Origin of the sequence: Derxia lacustris (assembly GCF_002105195.1) — a bacterium.
Classification (GTDB): Bacteria; Pseudomonadota; Gammaproteobacteria; order Burkholderiales; family Burkholderiaceae_E; genus Derxia; species Derxia lacustris.
Window position 1 is genome coordinate 143082 of the sequence record NZ_MUHU01000025.1, and the last position, 24371, is coordinate 167452.

At 74.2% G+C, this 24371-nt stretch carries 14 protein-coding genes; 8 read left to right on the forward strand and 6 right to left on the reverse strand.

From position 1 onward, the window contains the following. Positions 1 to 9: 9 nt before the first annotated feature. Positions 10 to 822, reverse strand: coding sequence for an amino acid kinase family protein (locus B9P64_RS16700; RefSeq protein ID WP_085317144.1), 813 nt, complete (start codon positions 820 to 822; stop codon positions 10 to 12). 343 nt (positions 823 to 1165) lie between these two features. Between B9P64_RS16700 and B9P64_RS16705 the strand changes: the two genes are divergently transcribed. After that, positions 1166 to 1723 carry a flavodoxin gene (locus B9P64_RS16705; RefSeq protein WP_085317145.1) on the forward strand — a complete coding sequence of 186 codons (558 nt, stop codon included), beginning with the start codon at positions 1166 to 1168 and terminating at the stop codon, positions 1721 to 1723. A gap of 9 nt (positions 1724 to 1732) precedes the next feature. On the opposite strand, the gene B9P64_RS16710 is transcribed toward B9P64_RS16705, so the two are convergent. Then, the gene (locus B9P64_RS16710) at positions 1733 to 2155 is read right to left on the reverse strand and encodes a MarR family winged helix-turn-helix transcriptional regulator (RefSeq protein ID WP_235840021.1); all 423 of its coding nucleotides are present in this window, start codon (positions 2153 to 2155) and stop codon (positions 1733 to 1735) included. Positions 2156 to 2256: 101 nt separating this feature from the next. On the opposite strand from B9P64_RS16710, the gene B9P64_RS16715 reads away from it, so the two are divergent. Continuing rightward, positions 2257 to 3396, forward strand: coding sequence for an FAD-dependent oxidoreductase (locus B9P64_RS16715; protein ID WP_085317147.1), 1140 nt, complete (start codon positions 2257 to 2259; stop codon positions 3394 to 3396). Between the two features lie 101 nt (positions 3397 to 3497). Here the strand turns inward: B9P64_RS16715 and B9P64_RS16720 are convergent, their stop codons facing one another. The 4 genes from B9P64_RS16720 to B9P64_RS16730 are packed head-to-tail and all read right to left on the reverse strand — an operon-like array spanning position 3498 to position 7749. Beyond that, positions 3498 to 4184 (reverse strand): alpha/beta hydrolase, encoded by a 687-nt coding sequence (locus tag B9P64_RS16720; protein WP_085317148.1) that lies wholly within the window; start codon positions 4182 to 4184, stop codon positions 3498 to 3500. Positions 4185 to 4186: 2 nt separating this feature from the next. Beyond that, positions 4187 to 5044, reverse strand: a complete 858-nt coding sequence (locus B9P64_RS24545) for an SEL1-like repeat protein (protein WP_139826353.1) — start codon at positions 5042 to 5044, stop codon at positions 4187 to 4189. 10 nt (positions 5045 to 5054) lie between these two features. Beyond that, complete coding sequence (locus tag B9P64_RS16725) at positions 5055 to 5606, reverse strand: SRPBCC family protein (protein ID WP_176256860.1); 552 nt, start codon at positions 5604 to 5606, stop codon at positions 5055 to 5057. 58 nt (positions 5607 to 5664) lie between these two features. Continuing rightward, the gene (locus B9P64_RS16730) at positions 5665 to 7749 is read right to left on the reverse strand and encodes an alpha/beta hydrolase domain-containing protein (protein ID WP_139826354.1); all 2085 of its coding nucleotides are present in this window, start codon (positions 7747 to 7749) and stop codon (positions 5665 to 5667) included. Between the two features lie 136 nt (positions 7750 to 7885). Between B9P64_RS16730 and B9P64_RS24550 the strand changes: the two genes are divergently transcribed. From B9P64_RS24550 to fabD, 6 genes are all read left to right on the forward strand, one after another. Next, positions 7886 to 8077, forward strand: a complete 192-nt coding sequence (locus tag B9P64_RS24550; RefSeq protein WP_139826355.1) for a hypothetical protein — start codon at positions 7886 to 7888, stop codon at positions 8075 to 8077. A 170-nt stretch (positions 8078 to 8247) separates the two neighbouring features. Then, on the forward strand, positions 8248 to 15306 hold the full coding sequence (locus B9P64_RS16735) for an SDR family NAD(P)-dependent oxidoreductase (protein WP_085317151.1): 7059 nt from the start codon (positions 8248 to 8250) through the stop codon (positions 15304 to 15306). 67 nt (positions 15307 to 15373) lie between these two features. Beyond that, positions 15374 to 16687, forward strand: coding sequence for a flavin-containing monooxygenase (locus B9P64_RS16740; protein ID WP_085317152.1), 1314 nt, complete (start codon positions 15374 to 15376; stop codon positions 16685 to 16687). Between the two features lie 20 nt (positions 16688 to 16707). Then, the gene (locus B9P64_RS16745) at positions 16708 to 18063 is read left to right on the forward strand and encodes an acyl carrier protein (protein ID WP_085317153.1); all 1356 of its coding nucleotides are present in this window, start codon (positions 16708 to 16710) and stop codon (positions 18061 to 18063) included. Beyond that, entirely contained in the window at positions 18060 to 22382 is a 4323-nt protein-coding gene (locus B9P64_RS29100) for an SDR family NAD(P)-dependent oxidoreductase (RefSeq protein WP_085317154.1), read from the forward strand. The genes B9P64_RS16745 and B9P64_RS29100 overlap by 4 nt, the downstream gene beginning before the upstream one ends. Beyond that, positions 22379 to 24364, forward strand: a complete 1986-nt coding sequence (fabD, locus tag B9P64_RS16755; RefSeq protein ID WP_085317155.1) for an ACP S-malonyltransferase — start codon at positions 22379 to 22381, stop codon at positions 24362 to 24364. The genes B9P64_RS29100 and fabD overlap by 4 nt, the downstream gene beginning before the upstream one ends. Positions 24365 to 24371: the final 7 nt, after the last annotated feature.

Sequence of the window (24371 nt, forward strand, 5' to 3'; positions counted from 1 at the left end):
GGTCGGTCCTCAGCTCGCGGTGATGATGGTGCCCACATGCTCGCCGGCGAGCGCGCGGGTCAGATTGCCGGGCACGAGGCCGTTGACGACCTGCACTTCGCGCACATGCAGCGAGTTCTTGAGCAGGTCGAGCATCGGGAATTCGAGGATCGAGTCGTGCAGGCCCTTGGCCTTCATCTCGTCGACGCTGATCCTGGGGATGAAGGTCGCGTGCTTGTCGGTCTTGGGATTGCCGGTGAACAGGCCCTGCTCGTCCTTCACGTAGATCATGGCCTTGCAGCCGAACTGCTCGGCCACCAGGTAGCAGCCAGCGTCGGTGCGGTAGGGCGGGATCACGCCGTCGGCAGCCGGGCGCATCCACAGCTTGTAGGGCGGCATGCCGCTGAACACGACGGCATTCACTTCGGCCAGAAACAGCGGCACGGCCGACATGCCGGCGGCCTCGACCGCCGAGATGCCGTGCTTGGCCAGCAGCTGGCCCAGCATCGCAGCGTTCTGGTCGGCCACCGAGGCGCCCAGTTGCGACAGCACGCCGGCCGGCAGATTGAGGCCGGCGGCGATCGAGTACAGATGGCGCGCGCGGGTGCCGGCGCCGGTGCCGATCAGCATCTTGTGCTGCTTGCGCGCGGCGACGATCTCGTCGACCAGCGGATAGACGGCGGCGCGGCCGCGGTCGATGACGCTCTGGCCGCCGATCTTGATGACGGTGGCGTCCGGCAGGATGCGGTAATCGGCCGCTTGCGCCGCCTTGGCGAGCAGCTCCGGGTCGCTCAGCGAGCGCTGCATCAGGAGCGTTTCAAGCTCCGCGGTGGATTGGGTCATGGGGCGATCCTTTCGTTGATCTGACGCGAGGATAGCCGCTTGCGCCCAGGCTTGCCCACGGCAATTGCAGGCATTTATCGCTCAACATCAACTAACTGCCGCGATCTGCATCAGGTTGCCGTTCGCTGCAAGCGGTTTCACATCGCTTCGCCGCAGCGACTCGCAATCGGCTGCCTATCGGGTCGGCGAGCGCCGCATGCTTCTTGCCTGAGGACCGGCGCCCGGGCGCGGCGCGCGCGCAAGTGGCTGATCCGGCACGCGTTCTGGCGCGTTTGTCGGTGCCGCGCGCGACATTTGCGCCAAGCCGCCCGGGGCCGTCCAACCCGCACCTTCCAGGCTCCTCATGAACAAGATCGGCATCTTCTTCGGCACCGAGACCGGCACCACGCGCCTGATCGCCAAGAAAATCCACGCCCGGCTCGGCGACGAGCTGGCGGCCAAGCCCGTCAACGTCAACCGCATCGAGCCGGCCGACCTGCTGGCCTACGACGCGCTCATCCTCGGCTCGCCGAGCTATGGCGTGGGCCAGATTCCGGGCCACGCCGCCGGCTGCCTCGAATCGAACTGGGCCGAATTCCTGGCCAAGATGCCGGGCGGCACGCCGCTGGCGGGCAAGCGCGTGGCGCTGTTCGGCCTCGGCGCGCAGGAGCGCTACACCGAGCGCTTCGCGAGTTCGCTGCGCAAGCTGCACGACGTGCTGCTGGGCTACGGCGCCGAGATCGTCGGCGACTGGAGCACCGAGGGCTATACCTTCGAGCACTCGGCGTCGGTGATCGACGGGCGGTTTGTGGGGCTGGTGCTGGATCAGCGCACGCAGGGCATGCACACCGACGCGCGGCTCGACGCCTGGGTGGCGCAGGTCAGGCCGCTGCTGGTGGAGAAGATCGAGCAGGCCGCCTGAGCGGGCCGGTCAGCCCGCCGCCTCGTCGCCCATGCGGTCGAGGTTGGCGTTGAGCCGCTCCAGCAGCGTCATCAGCTGGGCGGTTTCCTCGGCGCTGAAGCCTTCCAGCGCCTCGCCGGTGCGCTTGTCCATGATCGCCTTGGCCTTGGGCATGCGCCGCGCGGCATCGGCCGTGAGCGAGATGAGCCGGCTGCGCTTGTCGGCCGGATCGGCCACCCGCTCCACCAGCCCGTCGCGCTCCATGCGCGCCAGCAACTGGGCCATGCTCGGCTGCTCCACGCGGGCGATGCGCGCCAGCTCGGCCTGCGACAGCGCCTTCTGGTGCTTGAGCGCCACCAGCACCGGAATCTGACCCGTCGCGAAACCCATCTCCCGCAGATCGCCATCGGCGATGCGCGTGAAGGCGCGCGCCGCGCGGCCGATGAGCTTCATGGGATTGGAGGGCAGGTGGTCGGTCATGATCGCCTTGACGTTGCATAGGTGACTATGCTTTTATGCATAGGAACCTATTCTATCGCCAAGGAGCACGGCCCATGTCCACGCAACCCAGCATCGCCATCGTCGGGGGCGGCCCCGGCGGCCTCGCGCTGGCCCGCATCCTTCATGTGGCCGGCATCGCCGCGACCGTGTTCGAGCGCGAATCCGGGCCGCTCGAACGGCCGCAGGGCGGCACGCTCGACCTGCACGAGGAATCGGGTCTGCTGGCCATCGAGCGCGCCGGGCTCGGTGCCGGCTTCAAGCGCATCGCACGCTACGAGGACCAGGGCACGCGCGTGCTCGACAAGTCGGCTCGCCTGCTGTTCGAGGATGCCGGCAGCGACGGCAACCGCCCCGAGGTGGACCGCACCGACCTGCGCGCGCTGCTGCTCGATTCGCTGCCGGCCCGCACGGTGCGCTGGGGCGCTGCGCTGGCCGATCTGCAAGCCGGGCCCGACAGCCGCTGGCATCTCGCGCTGACCGACGGCCACGCCGGCAGCTTCGATCTGGTGGTGGGCGCGGATGGCGCGGGGTCGCGGGTGCGGCCGCTGCTGTCGCCGTACCGGCCGCAGTACAGCGGGCTGACCTTCGTCGAGTTCGGCATCGACGATGTCGACGCGCGCCATCCGGCGCTGGCGCGGCTGGTGGGCCACGGCAAGATGGAAGCGCACGGCGACGGCATGGAGATCATTGCGCAGCGCAACGGCCATGCGCACATCCGCGGCTACGCCATCTTCCGCGTGCCGGCCGACTGGGCCGAAAGGCGCTTCGACTTCAGTTCGCCGGCGGCGGTGCGCGCCGGGCTGGTGGCGGAATTCGCGGGCTATGCCGATGCCATCACCGACCTGTTCCGCGCCGCCAACGACAGCTTTGCGGTGCGCCACATCTGCGCGCTGCCGGTCGGCCATCGCTGGGCAAGCCGGCGCGGGCTCACGCTGATTGGCGACGCCGCGCATCTGATGTCGCCGTTCGGCGGCGAGGGCGTGAACGCGGCCATGCTCGATGCCGCCGAGCTTGCGCGCGAGCTGATCGCGGGCGAGGACTGGGCCGAGGCGGTGGCGCGCTACGAGCGGGCGATGTTCGAGCGCGTCATGCCGGCAGCGGAGGGTTCGGCCGAAGGCGCGGCGACGCTGCTGTCGCACGAGAGCGCTGCGCTGGCGGTGGCTCAGGCGAGGAGTCATGTTCTGGCCGAGTGATGCGGGGCAGCTGGGGACGTCGCACCAGGATGGCGGCCTCTGGCGCCGATCCGGCTTGATCGGCGCGGCGGCAATCGGTGCAACGCCAGACGGCGCCCGGCTCAGTGATCGTGCTCTTCGCCCGCCGCCTCCACCCCCACCCGCGTCAGCGCCCCCTTCAGGAACCGCGCGATCGCATCGATCCCGGCCTCGGTCAGCCCGTGCCAGTCGCCCGGGCTGGACTGGCGCTGCACCGTCCAGCCCGCCTCGACGAGCAGCGCTGCGCTGGCCGCGACATCGGGCGTGCCGGCGGGTGCCGGATCGGCGCCTTCCACCAGCAGCAGCTCGGGCAGCGACTCGGCGCCAGCACCGACCGGCGGCGCCGGCACCGCACCCGCCACGCCACCGCCGATGGCGACCACCGCGCCCAGGCCGGGCCGGCTCAGCCCGGCGCGCAAGGCCACGGTGGCGCCGGCGCCAAAGCCGAGCAGCCCGAGCCGCTCGGCGCCCAATCCACGCTCGGCCAGCCAGCCGTCGGCGGCGGCCAGCACGGCGGCGGCGGCCGCGTCGAGCGCCGCCGGATCGGGCTGGCCGTCGGCATCGGCGCCAAACCAGTGCCGCGCGCGACCTTCGCCGAGCGGTGCATGCGGCGCGATGAATTCGGCCTTGAGCAGATTGGGCGCCCAGTCGAGCGCCAGCTCGACGACATGGTCGCCGTCGCTGCCGTGCTCATGCAGCAGCACGACGAGCCAGGCGGGCTTGCCGCAGGACAGCGGCGCGTGATTGGGGCCGGAAAGCGGAGCGGTCATGACTATCTCTCTTGGGGTTGGAGGAGCGGCCTCACTCTAGCCCCGACCGCGCGCTCAGCGCCTGAAGTAGCGCTCCGCCGGCGGTGCGTTGCCGGCCTGGTCGAGCGCGATGAACTCGGCCGCGTCGCGGTCGCCGCGCGCGCTGGCCCGGGCCAGCCAGTCGAGCCCGGCGGCGGCATCGCGCGCCACGCCGAGGCCGTAATAGAGCACCAGCCCGTAATAGAACATCCCGTTCGCGGCATAGCCTCGGCGCTGCCGGTGGCGATGCGATGGAAGATTTCCGCCGCCTTGGCCGGGTCGCGCGCCAGATGGCCGGCGCCCACCTCGTAGTACACGGCGAGCGACAGCAGGCTGAAGTTGTCGCCGCGCTTCGCGCAGTCCTCGTAGATGTAGATGGCCGAATCGTGGTCGCCCGAGCTTTGCGCCACATGCCCGACCATGCAGCGCATCGGATGCTTCGGGTTGTCGTCGTAGAAGCGGCGGTAGTTCAGGTCGCCCACGGCGCCGCCGTCCTCGCCGTCGGCACTGGCAAGACTGCTGGCCGAGCCTGCCGCGGCGACGACCGGGCGGGCCGTGGACTTCCGCTGCACCGGCGCCCGGGCCGGGCCGGCATGGGCTGCGGGCCGCGCGGCCGCCGGCGCCGGTACTGACGGCGGTGCCGGCTCGGGCGCCGGCAGCAGCCGCAGCGCGAGCCGGGCCGGCGGCTCGGGCGCAGGCGGCGCCGTCGGGCGCGCCGGCAGCCAGACCAGCAAGGCCGCATGCAGCGCCACCGACAGCGCGAGCGCGAGCGCGCGCCCGGCCTCGCCGCCCGGCAGCGACAGGCGCGGCATGCCGCGCAGCGCAAGACCCGAATCGCCCACGGCGCGGGCGCTACTTGGCCGGCGCCGCTTCGCCGAGCGCGGTGCGCAGGCCGTCGAAGCCGGCGGTGTAGATGCCGGCGATGATTTCGCGCGCCTTCTTGTCGTCGACATCGGCGGCGCTCTTGGCGCGCAGGAAGTCGCCGGTCCACACCACGCGCGAACCGCTGCCGTCGGCCACCACCTTGAGCGTGGAGACGTAGTCGGTCACCGGCAGCGGCCAGTCGACGACGCGGTAGCGCATCGAATGCGCGCTGGCGTCGTAGTCGAGCAGCTCCTCCACCAGCTTGGCGCCGTCCTTGGTGGTGATGGAGCGCACCGCGCCCTTGCGGTTGTTGCTGCCCTTGGTGATCTCGGTGCTCGCGACGACCGGATGCCACTTGGCCAGCCCGTCGAAGCTGCCGAGCACCGCCCACACCTTGCTCACCGGCGCGGCCAGCTTCACCGACTCCTCCACATGCAGCTTGGGCTCGGCGGCGGCCGGCACGGCGGCCAGGGCGCCGGCCACGGCGGCAGCGCAGACCAGGGTGCGCCGGAGCGCGGAAGCAGAGCGGCTTGCAGTCATCTCGATGTCTCCTCCGGCCTCATGGGGCCGTGGTTGTGGTGGGAAAGGCGGGTCCGCCTCAGCGCAGCACGCTGCTGGCATCGGCCTGGGAAATCAGTCGCGCCGCATCCTCGGGCAGCAGCAGACGCTGGCGCTGGAGCTGGCCGGCGGCCAGGCGCACCGCATGCACATAGCCGGCGTGATCGCCGTAGCGCTCCACCAGCGACAGGCGCGGATCGACATTCGCGGCGCGCTCGGCGGCCGTGGTGGCAAACGGGAAATAGCCGCCCTGCAGGCCGCACAGCTCGCCGTCGCCGAAGCCCGGCTTGCGCAGATTCCAGCCGGTGTGGGTGGCGAGCGGCGCCAGCAGGCTCACCGAGCGCACGCCGTCGACCTCGTTGCCGTCGGCATCGACGCGCGGCACCAGCAGCGTGGCGGCCGGGCCGGTCTCGCGCGGCGGCTCGACCGTGATGACACCGCTCTCGTCATCCACATCGAAGCGGTTGCCGAAGTGGAGCCGGCGCAGCCCGTTGATCTGCCCGGTAAAGCTCACGCCCGGGATCGCCGGCCAGCCGACCGAGGCCGCATCGGGCGCGACCAGACTGCCGGCGCGCACGCGCGGATAGCGGCTCGGCGGCGGCAGCGCCCGGCCGGCGACCCAGTCGTGCAACGCCACCAGCAAGGCGCGCTGGCCTTCCTGATACGAATTGGGATTGTTGGGATAGCGGCAATTGATTGCCTGACCGCCGCCCGGCACATGCTGGGTGCCGGCAAAGTGATATAGCCGCACATTGTCCGGCAGAGCCAGATCGTGCAATCCATTCCGGCTTGCCGTATTGAGCGACATTCGCCCCTGCCAATATTCGATCGAACTCACTGTCTGGACGATTTTCGGGCAGGTGGCGGTCTGCTTGCAGCGTTCCAGCAATCCGTCGGTTTCGCCGAATCGGGCGTTTTCTTCGCGGCCCCAGCTGAATGGCCCTTCGGCCGCCGGGTAATCGTGGTCTTCATGCTGGCCATAAGCCCGGCCGGGCTGGCCAAATCGCACATTCAGCGGAATCAATTCCGGCGCGATATGCGGATTCATTCCGTCGAAGACTCTCCGACCCGATTCGTCGGCATTGAATCCGAGATGCAGATAGGCGCGCATGAAGCGCCCCGCCTGCGAAAGTCCGTAGGCCAGCGTGGTGTCGATGCGATTGGCCAGCGGATTGGCATTGCCGTAATCGTCGGTGAGCGAATGGCGCAGGAAGGACACCAGATCGCGCGTCGCCGCAAAGCCGGCGCCGAGCACGCGCGGGTCGCGCGCGGTGTAGATCAGCTCGTACAGATAGTCGGGGTCGAAGCCGTCGCGCAGGCAGATCTTGCCGCTGTCGGGCGTGCCCGGAAACGCCGTCGCGAGGCAGTCGGCGAAGCGCCAGTCGGCCGCGTCCACCGGCTCGCGCGCATCGGTTTCATGGCGCCGGCGGGTCAGCGTGGCGCCGGCGGTGTCGAGCGTGACGCTCGGATAGCTGGCGTGCGTCATGCCGGTGAAGGAGCCGCTGCTCAGGTTGAGCGTGGCGCTGCGCGCGGTCACCAGAAACTCCGAGCGCACCCGGCCGGTGATGACGGCGCCGCCCGCGCCCTGCGCCAGTGGCGCGTCGAAGCGCAGCCGGTTGGGCGCGGCGAGCAGGTCGCCCTGCCAGCCGGCCCAGGCCACGGTGTAGCCGCGCGCCTGGAGAAAACCGTCGCCGGCGCCGTCGAGACTGGCGCCCGGATCGCTGGTGGACACCGCCGGCACGGTGCCGACGTTGAACGAGAAGTGCGCGTACTTGTTGCCGCGATTGGGCATGTCGAACAGCAGCGCGCCGTTGCCGCGCGCGGCGTCGCGCGGCCGCAGCAGATAGACATCCATCGCGTACTCGACCTGGCCGCGCGCATTGCGCGGCGCGAGTTCGAGGTCCTGGATCGCGCGGTTGGCCGGCAGGCGCGGATCGAGCTCGCCATACACGCGGCCGACGATGCGGTCGAACTTGCCGACCGTGCCGAAGCTGGCATCGCCGAAGGCGGGGCCGGTGACGAGATCGATGCGCGTGATGCGCGCCTCGACAGGCGGGCTCGCCACGAACGCCATTGCGGCGAACGCGAGCGCGCCCGTCACCCGGCGAACCAGGTTTGGGTGCATGTCTGTCTCCCTGACGGATATTTTTCTTCGAGCGGCAATCCGGTCCTCGTGGCGGGACCTGGGTGATTTGCCGCGTCAGTCTGGCGCAAGCTCCATGCCATTTGAATTCGGCCGCAATTCCTAGGGAATACGCGAATTGGAATTCGTCGGCTGCAACAGAAAAGCGTTCACCGACATTTCGCCGCCTGTTGCAGCCGGTGACACCTGCGCCGCGGTGAAGCAACCGCCGTTTCACCCCGCCAGCGAATGGCAATTCGTTTTTTGGGCGCTCATTCCCAGCAAGCGACGGTCAATTCAATTTGATGGCATGGCTGCTGCTTTGAATTGAATCAATCAGACGGCCGCATGCCGCTCATTCAAATGGATGATCCAATGAATGAACGGTTACTTTCAAATAGCGCCGCAATTCATTCCGCCCTCTCCTCCCCGGTTTTCATATCGACGCTGCCTGCGGCAATCCGCCCCGGGCAGCGCCGCATTTGCATTGGGAGATAACGCGTGACCGAATCCTGGAGCGCCATCGAGCGCCGCCTTGCCGAATTGCTGAGCGAAGTCACCGGCATTGCCGCCGACCTCTTTGCGGCCCAGGCCGAGTTCGACGAGCTGGGCATCGACTCGATCGCGATCAACCAGTTCAACGCCGCGCTCGCGCGCCATGTGCCGGGCGTGACGCGCACGCTGATGTTCGATTGCCACCGGCTCGCCGACATCCGCGCGCATCTCGAAAGGCATCACCGCGACGCGGCGCTGGCCGGATTGGCGCCCGCCGCGCCGGCCGCCGCGCAAACGCTTGCAGCGCCTTCCGACTGGCCGGTGCTGCGCCCGCGCACCCGCCCCACCGAGTCTCCCCGCCTGGCAGCCGCCCGCCTCTCCTCCACCTCGACCGACGACATCGCGATCGTCGGCCTGGCCGGGCGCTATCCGGGGGCCGACGACGTGGCCGCGTTCTGGCGCAACCTGGCCGCCGGCGTGAACAGCGTGCGCGAGGTGCCGGCCGCGCGCTGGTCGCTCGACGGCTTTTACGAGGCCGACGAGACCGCCGGCCAGCGCGGCCGCAGCTATTGCAAGTGGGGCGCCTTCCTCGACGACGTGGACGGCTTCGACGCCGACTTCTTCGGCATCGCGCCGCGCGAGGCCGAGACGATGGACCCGCAGGAGCGGCTGTTTCTCGAAGTGGCCTGGCAGGCGCTCGAGGACGCCGGCCTCGCGCTCTACCGCCATCGCGCCGGCGCGGATGCGCGCGACGGTTTTCCGGTGTCGGTCTACGTGGGCGTGACGACGCAAAGCCATGCGCTGGCCGGCGCGGCGCTGTGGCAGCGCGGCCAGCCGGTCTTCCCCACGTCGATGCCGTGGTCGGTGGCCAACCGCGTGTCCTTCCTGCTCAATCTGCGCGGGCCGAGCCTGCCGGTCGATACCGCCTGTTCGGCCTCGCTCACGGCGCTGCATCTGGCCTGCGAAGGCCTGCGGCGCGGCGAGGCCGAGATGGCGCTGGTCGGCGGCGTGAACGTCTATCTGCATCCGTCGAAATTCGTCTGGCTGTCGCAGCAACGCATGCTGACCGCCAGCGGCCAGTGCCATGCGTTCAGCGACGACGCCGACGGCTTCGTGCCCGGCGAGGGCGCGGGCGCGGTGGTGCTCAAGCCGCTCGCGGCGGCGCTGCGCGACGGCAACCGCATCCTCGGGCTGGTGCGCGCCACCGGCATCAACCACGGCGGCAAGGCCAACGGCTACACCGTGCCGACGCCGGCTGCGCAGGCGGCGCTGATCCGCGCCACGCTGGCCTCGGGCGACGTGGCACCGGCCAGCATCGGCTATGTCGAGGCGCACGGCACCGGCACCCGGCTCGGCGATCCGGTGGAAATCGACGGGCTGACGCGCGCGTTTGCCGAGTCGGCCGAGGCGCGCGGCGAGCCGCCGCTGCCGGCCGGCCACTGCGCCGTCGCGTCGACCAAGACCAACATCGGCCATCTCGAATCGGCCGCCGGCATCGCCGGGCTCACGCGAATCCTGTTGCAGCTCGATGCCGGGCGCTTCGCGCCGCTGCTCAACTTCCGCCGGCTCAATCCCAACATCGATCTGGCGCGCACGCCGTTCCGCGTGCAGACCGAGGCGGCCGACTGGCCGGCGCCGGCCGACGGCGGTCCGCGACGCGCGGCGCTCAGCTCCTTCGGCGCCGGGGGCGCGAATGCGCATGCGGTGGTGGAGGAGTACCGCGCGGCACCGGTAGCCGCCGCGCCGCTGGCGCTGGGGCTGTTTCCGCTGTCGGCGCGCACGCCGGCGGCGCTGGCGGCGCGCTGCGCCCAGCTGGTCGCCGAGATCGACGCCGGCCGCATCGACGATGCACGGCTGGCGGCGCTGGCGCGCACGCTCCAGCTCGCGCGCGAGCCGCTGCCGGCGCGCCTGATCGTGACCGCGCGCGACTGCGCCGGACTGCGCGCGGCGCTGCTCGCCGCGCCGGCCGCCACGCTGGTGCGGCGCGCGCAGCCGGGCCCGGCGGTGGCCGCACCGGCCGCCGAGGCCGAGACGATGGCAGCCTGGCTCGCCGGTTGCGCGGTGGACTGGGCCAGCTGGTGGGGCGAGTCGCGCCCGACGCTGCTGGCGCTGCCGCCCTATCCCTTCGAGCACCAGGACTGCTCGCTCGCGCGGCATCTGCTGGCCGAGCGCGCGGGCGCCGCGTTTGCGTGGAGCGGGCTGGCCGCGACGCCGGCGGAGCCCGCACCGGCGCCGGCGGCCGCGCGCTTCACCGTCGTCGCGCCCGACACCGTCGCCATCGCGCCGGCGGCCGACGCCTTCTTCCTCGCCGATCACCCGATCCACGGCGAGGCGGTGCTGCCGGCGACCGGCTGGCTCGAACTCGCGCGCGCCGGTGCCAGCCTCGCGCTGGGCCGGCCGGTCGGCGCGATCCGCAACGCGAGCTTCGGCCGCCCCTGGCGCGCCGGCCGCGATGGCGCCATCGCGCTGCATCTGGCGCCCGCCGACGCCGACGGCAGCGCCGGCTTCGAGCTGCGCTCGCAACCGCGCGACGGCGGCGCGCCGCTGCTGCATGCGCGCGGCCGGGTCGAGCCGGTCGGCGCCTCGGCGCAGGCACTGACCGAGGCGCTGCGCAACGCCGGCGGCGCGCCCGCCGGCAGCGCCGAGCGGCTCGATCACGCCACGCTCTACCGCCGCTTCGCCGACTGCGGCTTCGGCTACGGCCCGGCCTTTGCGCCGCTGCGCGAGCTGCGGCTCGACGACGCCAGCGCCGACGCCAGCCTGGGGCTCGCCGAGGCCGACTGGCAGCGCGGCGCCGGCTGCGGCTGGCATCCGGGCCTGCTCGACGCCTGCCTGCAAGCCATCGTGCCGCTGCTGCTGCGCCACGGCGCGCCGGCCGGCGCCACCTTCGTGCCCTTCGCCATCGGCGCGCTCGACATCGCTGGCGACCTGCGCAGCGCGCGCCGCCTGCTGCTGCGCAGCCGCACGCCGGGCCGCGACGCCGGCCTTGCGCATCACGACGCCTGGCTGCTCGATGCCGACGGCGCGGTGCTCGGCGCCATGCGCGACATCGTGCTCAGGCAGCTCGACGCGGGTACCGCCACGCCGGCCGTGCAAGCCTTTGCAGATGGCGCCGCGCCAGCGCCCGCCACCGCCGACCGCCTGCGCTGGATGCGCCCGGTCTGGCGCGCCCGGCCGCTCGCCGCCGAAAGCCTCGCCGCCGCCGTCGCGCCCCGGCTGATCGGCGCCGACGCCGGCTGGTCGGTCGCCTTCGCCGCCGCGCTCGCCGCCGAGGCCGCCGCGCCCGCCACCGATGCCAGCGCCCCGCTCATCGTCCTCGACGCCCTGCTCGCGCCGCCGCTCTCCGCTGCCGATCCCGACCTCACGGCCGCGCGCCGCCACGGCCTCGACGCGCTCTGGCGCGCCAGCCGCGCCGCACTTGCCGGCGCCGCCGGCAAGCCGCTGCGCATCGTCTTCGGCTACCGCGACGACGCCAGCCTGGTCGCCGAGGCCCATGCCGCCGTCATCGGCTTCGCGCGCAGCCTGCACCGCGAAAGCCCCGCCAGCGTCGTGCGCGTGGTCGGCCTGCCGGCCGCCTGGGCCGACGACCCGGCGCGCACCGCCCGCGCCCTGCTCGCCGAAAGCCGCGTGCTGGCCGACCGCCCGGCGCTGCTGCGCCTGCATGCCGACGGCCGGCGCGAGATCGAGGCACTCGAGCTCGTGCCCGGCACCGACGCGCTCGGCGACGCCGCCACCGCCGCGCCGGCACCGCTCGCGCGCGCCGGCGGCGTCTACCTCATCACCGGCGGCGCCGGCGGCCTCGGCCTCGACTTCGCCCGCCGGCTCGCCGCCTCGGCGCCCGGCATCGGCCTGCTGCTCTGCGGCCGGCGCCCGGCCGATGCCCGCATCGACGCCGCGCTCGACGGCCTGCGCGCGCTCGGCGCCCGCGCCCGCTACCGCGCCGCCGACATCGCCGACGCCGCGCAGCTGCGCGCCCTAGTGGCCGACGCCCGCGCGCTCGGCCCGCTGGCCGGCGTGCTGCACGCCGCCGGCACGCTGCGCGACGCCTTCGTGCTGCGCAAGGACCTCGCCGACCTCGACGCCGTCTGCCAGCCCAAGATGGACGCCGCCGTGGCGCTCGACCGCGAGCTGGCCGACGACCGGCTCGACTGGTTCGTGGCCTATTCGTCGCTGGCCGGCGTGCTCGGCAACCTCGGCCAGGCCGACTACGCCACCGCCAACGCCTTCCTCGACCGCTTCGCGCGCTGGCGCTGCGCCGAAGTGGCCGCCGGCCGCCGCCACGGCGCCACGCTGGCGCTGGCCTGGCCGCTCTGGCACGACGGCGGCATGCAGGTCGACGAGGCCACCCGCGCGCGCCACCGCGCGCTCGGCATCGCCACCGTCGGCCGCGACGACGGCGCGCGCCTGTTCGACGTGGCGCTGGCCGCCGCGCGCGACGGCCGCGCCGACGGCTGCGTGTTCCCGGCGCGGGTCGAGCCCTGGGCCGAGGCCGGACTGCTCGATGCCGGCGGGCCGGTGGTCGGCATGCCGCGCGCGGACGGCGCCGACCGGATCGCGCCCGCCACCGGCTGGCTCAAGCCCGCCATCGCAACCGCCCCGGTTGCGGCGCCCGCCACCGACTCCACCACGCTGCGCCACGCCCTGCTCGACCACCTGCGCGGCCTGCTCGCGCGCACCACCGGCCGCCCGGTCGAGCGGCTCGACAGCGCCGCCGCCTTCGCCGATCTCGGCCTCGACTCGGTGATGGTCATGGAGCTGAACGCCGCGCTCGACGCCGACTTCCGCGACCTGTCGCGCACGCTGTTCTTCGAGTGCGACAACCTCGACGAGGTGGCCGACCGCCTGCTCGCCGACCATGCGGACGAGGTGCGGCAAGGCTTCGCGCCGGCCGCCGCCGCGCCCGCGCCGACCGGCCGCGCTGCGGGCGCCGCAAGCGCCGAACCGACGCTCCCGGCCGCGCCAGCCGCAGCCGCAGCCGCAGCGCCCGCCATCGCAGCACTCGTCGCCGAGCCACCCGCCGCGCCCGCCACCAGCGCCGCGCCGTCCACCACCGCCCAACCCGCCCGCCACGCCGACATCGCGATCATCGGCGTCGCCGGCCGCTACCCCGGCGCAGCCACGCTCGCCGAGTTCTGGACCCTGCTCGCCGACGGCGTCGATGCCGTCACCGAGGTGCCGCCCGAGCCCTGGCCGCTGCCGCCGGCCGACCCGGTCGCGGGCCGCGCCAAGCGTGGCCACTCCGCCCCCTGGGGCCTCTCTCATGGCATCGACCGCTTCGATCCGCTGTTCTTCGGCATCGCCCCGCGCGAGGCCGAGCGCATGGACCCGCAGGAGCGCCTCTTTCTTGAAACCGCCTGGCATGCGGTCGAGAACGCCGGCCACACGCCGGCCTCGCTCCAGCAGCCGCTGGCCGGCGCCGCGCGCCAGCGCATCGGCGTCTACGCCGGCGCCATGTACAGCGAGTACCAGTTCCTCGGCGTGGAAGCGATGGCGCGCGGCGAGCGCGGCCTCGGCATGTCGTCGTTCGCGTCCATCGCCAACCGCGTCTCCTACTGCCTCGATTTCGACGGCCCGTCGATGGCGGTGGACACCATGTGCTCGTCCTCGCTGAGCGCCATCCATCTGGCCTGCGAGGCGATCCGCGCCGGCAGTTGCGACGCCGCCATCGCCGGCGGCGTGAACCTGTCGCTGCATCCCTACAAGTACCGCACGCTCAGCGAGCTGAAATTCGCCTCCACCGACGGCCGCTGCCGCAGCTTTGGCGAGGGCGGCGACGGCTATGTGCCCGGCGAAGGCGTGGGCGCGGTGGTGCTCAAGCCGCTCGACCGCGCACGCGCCGACGGCGACCGCGTGCTGGCCGTCATCAAGGGCAGCGCGGTCAACCACGGCGGCCGCAGCAACGGCTACACCGTGCCCAATCCCAATGCGCAGGGCCGGCTGGTCGGCGATGCGCTGGCCCGCGCCGGCGTCGATCCGCGCGCCGTCAACTACATCGAGGCCCACGGCACCGGCACGCCGCTCGGCGATCCGATCGAGGTGCGTGGCCTCGTGCAAGCCTTTGCAGGCGCCGGCGGCGACTGCGCGCTCGGCTCGCTCAAGAGCAACCTCGGCCATCTCGAATCGGCCGCCGGCATCGCCGCGCTGACCAAGGTGCTGCTGCAACTGGAGCACCGCACGCTGGTGCCCACGCTGCATGCCGACCGGCCCAATCCGGCGATCCGCTTCGCCGACACGCGCTTTCATGTGCAGACGGCGCTCGGCCACTGGCCCGCGCCGCTCGATGCCGACGGCCGGCCGCTGCCGCGTTGCGCCGGCATCAGCTCCTTCGGCGCCGGCGGCTCCAACGCCCACCTCGTGTTGCAGGAAGCCACCGAGGTGCCATCGCCGCCGGCCGCCGCGCCGGGCGCCCGGCTGTTCGTGTTCTCGGCCGGCAGCGCGGCGCAGTTGCGCCAGCAGGTCGCCGACTTCGCCGACTGGCTGCGGCCCCAGCCGCGCACGCCCGAACTCGACGCCGCCGCCCAGGTGCTGCGCGCCGGCCGCCTCGCGCGCCCGGTGCGGCTGGCGGTGGTGGCCGACGACGGCGCCGCGCTGCTCGCCGGCCTCGACGGCTGGCTCGGCGCGGGCGACGGCGCGACGGCGCCGGCCGGCGTCACGCTCGCCAGCGGCCAGGCCGAGGATGGTCGGCGCGCCGACGCCACGCTGCCGGCCGACATCGACGGCCTCGACGCCGCCGCGCTGACCCGCGCCGCGAACGCCTGGGTCGCCGGCCGGCTCGACTGGAGCGCGCCGCGCGCCGCCATCGCGCGGCTGGCGCTGCCGGGCACCCGCTTCGCGCGCCGCCGCTGCTGGATCGAGACCGTGCCCGACACGGCGCCTGCGGCCATCGCGCCGGCGGCACCCGCCGCGCAAGTCACCGCCGCACCAGCCACGTCGGCCGCCACGCCCGCGCCCGCCACCCCGTCCAGCCCCGCCGACATCCTGGCCCGCGTGCGCGCCGGCCAGCTCGATGCCGCCGAGGCCATGGCGCTGCTGCGCGCCAGCGTCGGCCAGCCCGCGCTCGCCTGAGCGCCGCCCGCCCCACCACAACAACCGACGCGGCCGCACGACCGGCCGCCACCTCAGGGAGGAAGACATGCAACAACCCTCACGCGTCTGCATCATCGGCGCCGGTGCCTCGGGCATCACCGTGGGCAAGACGCTCGCGCGCGCCGGCATCGACTTCGACATCGTCGATGCGGCCGAGGACTTCGGCGGCAACTGGCAGCCCTCGGGCCCGGCCTCCAAGGTCTATGAATCGACCCATCTCATCAGCTCGCGCAGCAACACCCAGTTCTCGGATGTGCCGATGGCCGCCGACTGGCCGGCCTATCCGCGCCACACGCTGTTCTGGCACTACCTCAAGCAGGTGGCCGCGCATTACGACCTGCAACGCCATGCGCGCTTCGGCGTGGCCGTCGAGCGCATGCAGGCCGCGCCCGGCGCCTGCAACGGCGCCGACGGCTGGCAGCTGCAACTCTCGGACGGCAGCGCGCCGGTGTACCGCGACGTGGTGGTCTGCAACGGCCTGCTGCGCAAGCCGCGCCGCATCGCCTATCCCGGCGAGTTCACCGGCCAGCAGCTGCACTCGGGCGACTACAAGACCGCGACGATGTTTCGCGGCAAGCGCGTGCTCGTCATCGGCGGCGGCAACTCGGGCTGCGACATCGCGGTGGACGCGGGCCAGAACGCCGTCGCAGCCTTCCACTCGACCCGGCGCGGCTATCACTACCTGCCCAAGTTCCTCGACGGCAAGCCGACCCAGGAATGGCTGATGAACGAGGCCAAGCGCTTCGATTCGCCGGCCGACTACTGGGCCCATGTGAAGGCCACCATCCGGCTCGCCGGCTTCGACGGCACCGCCTTCGGCCTGCCCGCGCCCGATCACGACATCGACCAGGCGCACCCGATCATGAATTCGCAGCTGCTCTATCACGTCGGCCACGGCGATGTCGTGCCCAAGCCCGACGTGGCGCGCTTCGACGGCGGCCGGGTGCATTTCACCGACGGCAGCAGCGCGGACATCGACGTGGTCGTGCATGCCACCGGCTTCGAGGTGTCGCTGCCCTTCCTCGACAAGTCGGTGGTGGACTGGACGCGCGGGCTGTCGGGCATCTTCTTGCACATGGTCCCGCCGAAGCACGACAACCTGCTGTTCTTCGGCTACCTCAACGCGCCCTCGGGCTACGGCAACGTGGCCAACACCACGGCGCGCTTCATCGACGGCTACTTCAAGGCACGCCAGCGCCAGTCGCGCGGCTGGCAGGTGCTGCAACAGCTCAAGTTGCGCTGGAACGAGCTGGACCTGGGCCAGGACCGCTACATGCGCACCGAGCGCCATGCCCATGAGTTCGACCTGTGGAAGTACCTCGCCACCGTCAACTTCCTCGCCGCCAAGCTCGCCGCCTGAACCGCCACCGGACCGCTGCCATGAACGAACTGATCGCCGACGGCGCCGCGCGCGCCGACCTCACCGCCCTTGAGGCGCTGCAACTGCTCGAACGCCTGACTGGCGGCGCCAGCCCGGCCGCGCAACCCGCCGCGCCGGCTGGCGCCGATGCGCTCGACGCCGCCGTCTGCCGCGTGCTCGCGCTGATGACCGCCGACGTGCTCAAGCTCGACCCGGCCGAAGTGCCGGCCGCGCGCCCGCTGGTGGAACTGGGCCTCGACTCGATCGGCGCCACCGACCTGATGGGCCGCTTCAACGAACGCTTCGGCCTCAACGTGCCGTCGACCGTGCTGTTCGAGTTCGACAACCTCGCCGATCTGGCGCGGCATGTGACGGCGAACCATGCGGCGGAGTTGCGGGCGCAGCTGGGGCTGGCGGTGGCCGCGCCGGTGGCGGCTGCGGCTGCGGCTGCGGTCGTCGCGCCGGCGATTGCCACGCCGGTGATTGCCCCGCCGACGATGGTCGCGCCGGCGAGCACGCTCGAAATGCTGGCGCCGGTGGCGCCGCCCGCCGCCGTGCCACTGGCCGCCGAGACGCCCGCTGCCGCATCGCCCGCAGCCCCGTCGGCCGCCGGCGCCGCACCGGCCACCGCCGCCGCCCCGCGCCGCCGCGAGGTGCAATCGCTGTGGGCCGAGATCGAAGCGCAACTCGACGCCCAGGCCACCCTCGCCGCAGCGGCCGCCTCGGCCGCCCCGGCCGCCGCCTTCTCCCCCGCGCCGCCCGCCGCCGCGCCCGTCGCGCCGGCCACCGACGCCGACCCCGCCTGGGCCGACTGCCAGCGCCACCTCGCGCGCCTGTTCGGTCGCGGCCGCGCGGTCGCCTTCCCGGGGCCGGCGCTGGCCGACGCCGCCCTGCCCGCGCTCGCCGGCCTCGGCGCCCATGCCGGGCTGCTGCTGCTGAGCGCCGCGCCCGGCCCCGGCGACCGGCTCGATCCGCATCACGAAAGCGCGCTCGAAACCCTGCTCGCGCGCGCCGGCGGCAGCGCCGCGCCGCTGTTCCTCACGCTCGATGTCGCGCAGCGCGGCGGCGGCACGCCGACCCATCTGCTGCGCGCCATCGAACGGCTGCGCGCGCGCGGCGCCCTGCTGCTCGGCCTGGCCGACGCCACGCTCGCCGATCCGGCCGCGCTCGCCGGGCTGGCGCGCGCGCTCGAACCCGACTACGCGCTGATCGGCGCCGCGCCCTTCGTCGCGCTGCACCTGAGCGCGCCGCTGCTGGCCTCGGCCGACGCCGCCGCGCTCGACCGCCATGCCGCGCGCTATCGCAACGACTACGCCGCCGCCGAACTGGCCGCGCGCCTCGCCGCGCTCGACACCGTCGCGGGGCAGCCGGCATGAGCGGCGCCACCGCTCCCGACCGGCCGGCCAGCGCTGCGCACGCCGCCATCGCCATCGTCGGCATGGCCGGCGCCATGCCCGGCTCGCACGACCTGGCCGCCTACTGGTCGCATCTGCTGGCCGGCGACGATCTCGTCACCGAGGTGCCGCCCGAGCGCTGGGACTGGCGCGACTTCGACGGCGATCCGCTCGGGCCGGCCAATGTCACCGCGTCGCGCTGGGGCGGCTTCGCGCCGCTGGTCGACGGCTTCGACGCCGCCTTCTTCGGCATCGCGCCGCGCGAGGCTGCGTCGATGGACCCGCAGCAGCGGCTCATGCTCACCGCCGCCTGGGAGGCGATCGAGAACGCCGGCGTCGCGCCGGCCACGCTCGCCGGCCGGCGCGTCGGCGTGTTCGTCGGCGCCAGCGGCAGCGACTGGAAGGGCGCGATCGAGCAGCCCGACCGCCCGCGCGAGCCGCATCAGGCCTCGGGCACGCACCAGACCATGCTGGCCAACCGCATCTCCTACTTCCTCGACCTGCGCGGCCCGAGCGAGACGCTGGACACCGCCTGTTCCAGCTCGCTGGTGGCGCTGCACCGCGCGGTGACGGCGCTGCGCAGCGGCGAGGCCGAGCTCTGCCTGGCCGGCGCGGTGAACCTGCTGCTCAACCCGGAGATGACGATCCAGTACGCCAAGGCCGGCATGCTCAGCCCCGACGGCCGCTGCCAGACCTTCGACGCCGGCGCCAACGGCTATGTGCGCTCCGAAGGCTGGGGCTGCGTGCTGCTCAAGCCGCTGGCGCAGGCGCTGGCCGACGGCGACACCGTGCATGCGGTGATCCGCGGCAGCGCGGTCAACCACGGCGGCCGCGCCAATTCGCTGACCGCGCCCAATCCGCGCGCCCAGACCGCGCTGGTGGCCGACGCGGTCGCCAACGCCGGCGTGGCGGTCGATTCGATCGGCTATGTGGAAGCCCACGGCACCGGCACCGCGCTCGGCGATCCAATCGAGATCAATGCGCTCAAGGCGGCCTGGCGCCAGCTCGGCGCCGGCCCCGAGGCGCGCTGCGCGCTCGGCGCGGTCAAGAGCAACGTGGGCCATCTCGAAGCCGCCGCCGGCATGGCCGGGCTGTTCAAGCTGGTGTTTGCCATGCAGGCGCGCCGGCTGCCGGGCAACCTGCATCACCGCAGCACCAATCCGCACATCGACCTGGCCGGCTCGCCGTTCGAGCTGGTCACGGCAGGCCGCGCCTGGACGCCGCCTGAAGATGCCGACGGAATGCCGCTTCCGCTGCGCGCCGGCATCAGCTCCTTCGGCTTCGGCGGCGTCAATGCGCATCTGGTGCTCGAACAGGCGCCGCCGGCCGTCGCCGCCACGCCCGATGGCGACCCCGCGCTGGTCCTGCTGTCCGCGCCCGATGCCGAGCGGCTGCGCGACGCGGCGCAGGCCCTGCTCGACTGGCTCGCGCCCGGGCGCGGCGGCCGCGCGGCGACGGCGGCCCGGCTGCTCGATCAGCTGCGCGCGGCGCAGGCCCAGCGCGCCGGCTGCGCGCCGGCCGCGCTCGACCCGGCGCGCGATTTCGGCGCGCTGGGCATCAGCCCGGCCGGCATGGCGCGGCTGGTCGCGCAGGTGGCCGAAGCCACCGGCACCGCGCTGCGGCTCGCCGATCTGGGGCCGGCGCGCAACCTCGACGAAGCGGCGCAGGCGCTGGCCGCGCGCGTGCTGGCCCAGCCCGCGCTGCCCGGCGACGGCGGCATGCTGACGCGGCGCCTGCCCGATCCGGCCGGGCTCGGTACGCAGGCCGCGCTGCACGACATCGCATACACGCTCCAGACCGGGCGCCAGCTGTTCGACGAGCGGCTCGCCATCGTCGCCAGCTCGCGCGAGGAACTGATCGCCGCGCTCGACGCGCATGTCGGCGCGCGGACGGCAGATGGCGCCGGCTGGAGCGCGGCCGGCAATCCGCGCCGCAAGCCGGCCGATGCGGCGACCGGCGCCAGTGCTGCCGACCCTGGAAGCGCCGCCGCCACGCTGCGCGAACTGGCCCAGCGCTGGCTCGCCGAGCGCCGGCTGCGCATCGACTGGAACGCGCTGCACGCCGGCCGCACGCGGCGCCGGCTGCCGCTGCCCGGCACGCCGCTGCGGCTGGTCATGCTCGCGCGGCCGGTGGGCGACGGCCATCTGCGCCGGCCGCCCGCGCCCAGGTCCGCCGACTGCGCGCTGCTCGGCACCAACGTCTCGGGGCTCGACGGCCTCGGCTTTGCGCGCCGGCTGGTCGCGGGCGCCGCGCCCTGGCTCGCCGGCCGGCCGGCCGATGCCGCATTGCAGGCCCGGCGCGGCCTGCTGCTGCTCGACGCCGCCCTCGGCGCGGCGCGGCGGCTCGGCGGCGCCGGCAGCCTGACCGCGCGCGACGCGGTCTGGGCCGCGCCCGCCGACCTCGCGCCCGGCGCCTGCCTGCGCACCACGCTCGCCGGCGCGCGCGCCGCGACGACGGTCGAGATCGCGCTCGACGACGGCCCGGTGCTGTTCCAGGCCGAGCTGACGGTCGAGCCCGGCGCCGACTCGACGCCGGCCGCCGCCAGCCTGCTGCCGGTCGATGCGCTCGCCGCCGCCTTCGCCGCGCTCGGCCTCGGCGGCGCGCTGCCGTTCCGGCTCGATGGCGCCTGGGTCGCACCCGACGCGCACGGCGACGTCCGGCCGCAGTTGCAGCGCCGCCCGGGCGCCGCGCCCTGCTTCGACGTGCAGGCGCGCGACGCCGCCGGCCGGCTCGTGCTGCGGCTCGACGGGCTGGAGCTGCGCCCGGCGGCTGGCAGCGCCGCGCCCCACGCCGGCCCGGCTGCGACGGCGGTCGCGTCCGCTGCGCCCGCCGCACCCGTCGCACCCGCCGCGCTCGTTGCGCCGACCGCCGCCAACGCCGAAGCCCCGACCGCCCTCGCCCATCCGGTCTGGATCGACGCCGGCCCCATCGCCGACGGCACGCCCGCGCCCGCCGGCAGCCTGCTCGTCTTCGACGCCGACGGCCGGCTCGCGCGCGACCTCGCCGCCAGCCCCGGCGCGCCCTGCGTGATCGCGCGCCTGCCCGACGCCTTCGAGGACTGGGCCGCGCTGCTTGGCGGCTTTCCGGCCGATGCGCCGCCGCGCCTAGTCGTCGACACCGCAGCGTTCGCCACCGGCGGCAGCGGCAGCGCCCCGGCGCCCACCGCCACGCTCGCCGCCGCCTGCGGCCTGCTCGACTGGCTGCGCAACCTCGCCCGCGCGCTTGCCGGCCAACCCGCCGGCGCCGCGCTCGACCTGCTGCTGGTCAGCCGCCGCGACGATCCCGCGCTGGCCGCCGCGCTGCGCGGCTTCGCGCTCGGCCTGGCCGACGAATCGGGCCGGCTTGCATTGCGCGTGCTCGATGCCGACGCGCCCGCCGGCGCCGCCCTGCCCGCCGCCGACCTGCTCGCCGAACTGGCCCGGCCCGCCGCCACCGCCCCCCGCAGCGCCACCGCCCAGCCCGACGCCCTGCGCCACCGCGACGGCCGGCGCCAGCACCGCATCTGGCGCGGCAGCGCCGTGCCCGCCAGCCCGCCCGCGCCGCCGCTGCGGCCCGGCGCCATCCTGCTCACCGGCGGGCTCGGCGGCCTCGGCCGGCAACTCGCGCTGCACCTGGGCGCGCGCGGCCATGCCATCGAAACCTGCGGCCGCTCGCCGGCCGACCCGGCCACGCTGCGCGCGCTGGCCGACGCCGGCATCGCGCTGCGCCATCACGCGCTCGACATCGCCGACGCCGACGCGGTCGCCGCGCTGCTCGCCGAGCTGGCCGCGCGCCACGGCCGCGTTGCCGGCATCGTCCACGGCGCCGGCGTGCTGCGCGACGACCGCTTCGCGCGCCAGGCCAGCGCCGACGCGCGCGCCGTGCTGCATCCCAAGCTGGCCGGCGCGCTGACGCTCGACCGCGCCAGCGCCGCGCTCGATCTCGACTTCTTCGCCGTGTTCGGCTCGGTGGTCGGCGTGCGCGGCAATGCCGGCCAGACCGCCTACGCCTTCGCCAACGGCTGGCTCGACGGCTTTGCGCAGGCGCGCGCCGACGCGGTCGCCGCCGGCCGGCGCCACGGCATCAGCCTGGCCATCGACTGGCCCTGGTGGGCCGACGGCGGCATGCCGATGAGCGAGTCGCAGCAGGCGCATTTCCTCGACCGCCACGGCCTGCTGCCGCTGCCGGCCGCGCGCGGCCTCGCCGCCTTCGACGCCGCGCTGGCCGCCGGCCACGCCCAGGCGCTGGTGCTGCACGGCCCGGCCGCCGCGCCCTTCGCATCGCCCTCCGCCAACCGCCTCGACGAGGAAGCACTGTCATGACCACGCTGCTCTTTCCGGGCCAGGGCTCGCAATTCAAGGGCATGGGCGCCGAGCTGTTCGACGCCTATCCCGACGCCGTCGCGCAAGCCGACGCCGTCCTCGGCTGGTCGCTGCGCGAGTTGTGCCTCGACGATCCGCGCCGCCAGCTCAACGACACGCGCTTCACCCAGCCGGCGCTGTACGCGGTGAGCGTGCTGGCGCTGCGGCGCCATCTCGACAGCGGCGGCGCGCCGCCCGACCGCGTGGCCGGCCACAGCCTCGGCGAGTACGCCGCGCTGCATGCGGCCGGCGTGTTCGACTTCGAGACCGGGCTGCGGCTGGTGCAGCGGCGCGGCGCGCTGATGTCGGCCGTGACCGGCGGCGCGATGTGCGCCGTCATCGGCCTGGACCGCGCGGCGGTCGAGGCCATCGTCGCCGAGCAGGCGCTCGACCTCGATCTGGCCAATCACAACAGCCCGAAGCAGCTGGTGCTGGCCGGCAGCGTGGCCGGCATCGAGCGCTTCGAGACGCTGGTGAAGGCCGGCGTCGCGCCGGGCGCGCGCTGCGTGCGGCTGCGCGTGAGCGGCGCCTTTCATTCGCGCGCGATGGCGCCAGTGGCCGGGCAGTTCGCGCCGGCGCTGGCGGCGGCAAGTCTTGCCGCACCGCGCATCGAGGTGGTGGCGAATTGCAGCGCGCGGCCGTATGGCGCGGGCGACATCGCGGCCAACCTCGCGCGCCAGCTGCATGCGCCGGTGCGCTGGGTCGAGACGGTCGAGTACCTGCTCGACGCCGGCGAGACGGTGTTCCACGAGATCGGGCCGGGCGAGGTGCTAACGCGGCTGCTGGCGGAGGTGCGCGCGGGGTGGCGGGGGGCTTCGGCTTCGGCACAGCCTGCGACGGCCGCCGCGCCGGTGCCGGCGCCGAGCCAGCCGCTGCCACCGCCGACACCGACCGCAGCAGCCCCCGCAGCCAGCGCGCCCGCCATGCCGCAACCCGAGCCCGGCCCCTTCGAGCGCGCCTGGCGCTGCCGCAGCCCGCTCGTCGCAGGCGGCCTCGGCGGCGACGTGGCACCGGCGCAGATGCTCGCCGGCCTGCTCGCCGCCGGCTGCCTCGCCTTCGCCGGCAGCGCCGGGGTCGAGCCCGGGCTGCTCGCCGTGCGCCTGCGCGCCACGCGCTCGCTCGCGGGCACCGCCGCGCCGGGCCGGCTCGGGCTCAACCTCGTCTGCGACGGCAGCGATCCGGCGCGCGAGGCCGCGCTCTGGCGCGTGGCGGCCGAGACCGGCATCGACGCCATCGAGCTGGCCGGCGCGCCCGAAATCACGCCCGAGCTGCTGGCCTGGCGTGCCGCCGGCCTGCCCGCCGACGGCGGCCCGAGCCGGCACCAGCTGCTCGTCAAGCTGCGCGATGCCGACACGGCGCGCACCTTCCTCGCGCCGCCCACGCCGGCCCAGCTCGACCGCGCCGGGCTGCCGGCCGCCGCCCGCGCCGCGCTGGCCGGCGCGCCGCTCGCCGATGCCATCTGCCTCGACCGCTCCGACTGGCGCGCCGCGCCGGCCGACCGCGCCGACGCCAGCCTCGCGCGGCTGATCGCATTGCGCGACGACGCCGTCGCCGCCGGCCGGCCGCGCATCGCGCTCGGGCTGGCCGGCGGCATCGCCACGCCGGCCGATCTGGCCGCCGCGCGCGCCCTCGGCGCCGACTTCGCGCTGCTCGGCTCGGCGCTGCAATGGACCGCCGACGCCGGCCTGCCCGCGCCGCTGCGCGAGCGTCTGGCCGCCGCCGATGCCGCCTTCGTGCTGCGGCCCGATCCGCATCTGCCGGCCTACGGCCTCGAGACCGTGGTGCTGCGCCCCGACCCCGCCGACCCGGCCGCGCCGCTGTCGCCCTGCGGCCCGGCCGCGCGCGAGGCCGCGCGCTGGTGGGCCGCGCATGCCGCACGCGCCGGCGCCGCGCCGGCCACGCCCACCGCCGGCGAGCTGCTGCAAGCGCTCGCCGCCGCCTGACCTTTCA

Coding starts and splice junctions, on each gene's coding strand:
- B9P64_RS16700 (WP_085317144.1), bottom strand. CDS start 822: ATGACCCAATCCACCGCGGAGCTTGAAACGCTCCTGATGCAGCGCTCG.
- B9P64_RS16705 (WP_085317145.1), top strand. CDS start 1,166: ATGAACAAGATCGGCATCTTCTTCGGCACCGAGACCGGCACCACGCGC.
- B9P64_RS16710 (WP_235840021.1), bottom strand. CDS start 2,155: ATGAAGCTCATCGGCCGCGCGGCGCGCGCCTTCACGCGCATCGCCGAT.
- B9P64_RS16715 (WP_085317147.1), top strand. CDS start 2,257: ATGTCCACGCAACCCAGCATCGCCATCGTCGGGGGCGGCCCCGGCGGC.
- B9P64_RS16720 (WP_085317148.1), bottom strand. CDS start 4,184: ATGACCGCTCCGCTTTCCGGCCCCAATCACGCGCCGCTGTCCTGCGGC.
- B9P64_RS16725 (WP_176256860.1), bottom strand. CDS start 5,606: ATGACTGCAAGCCGCTCTGCTTCCGCGCTCCGGCGCACCCTGGTCTGC.
- B9P64_RS16730 (WP_139826354.1), bottom strand. CDS start 7,749: ATGCACCCAAACCTGGTTCGCCGGGTGACGGGCGCGCTCGCGTTCGCC.
- B9P64_RS16740 (WP_085317152.1), top strand. CDS start 15,374: ATGCAACAACCCTCACGCGTCTGCATCATCGGCGCCGGTGCCTCGGGC.
- B9P64_RS16745 (WP_085317153.1), top strand. CDS start 16,708: ATGAACGAACTGATCGCCGACGGCGCCGCGCGCGCCGACCTCACCGCC.
- B9P64_RS29100 (WP_085317154.1), top strand. CDS start 18,060: ATGAGCGGCGCCACCGCTCCCGACCGGCCGGCCAGCGCTGCGCACGCC.
- fabD (WP_085317155.1), top strand. CDS start 22,379: ATGACCACGCTGCTCTTTCCGGGCCAGGGCTCGCAATTCAAGGGCATG.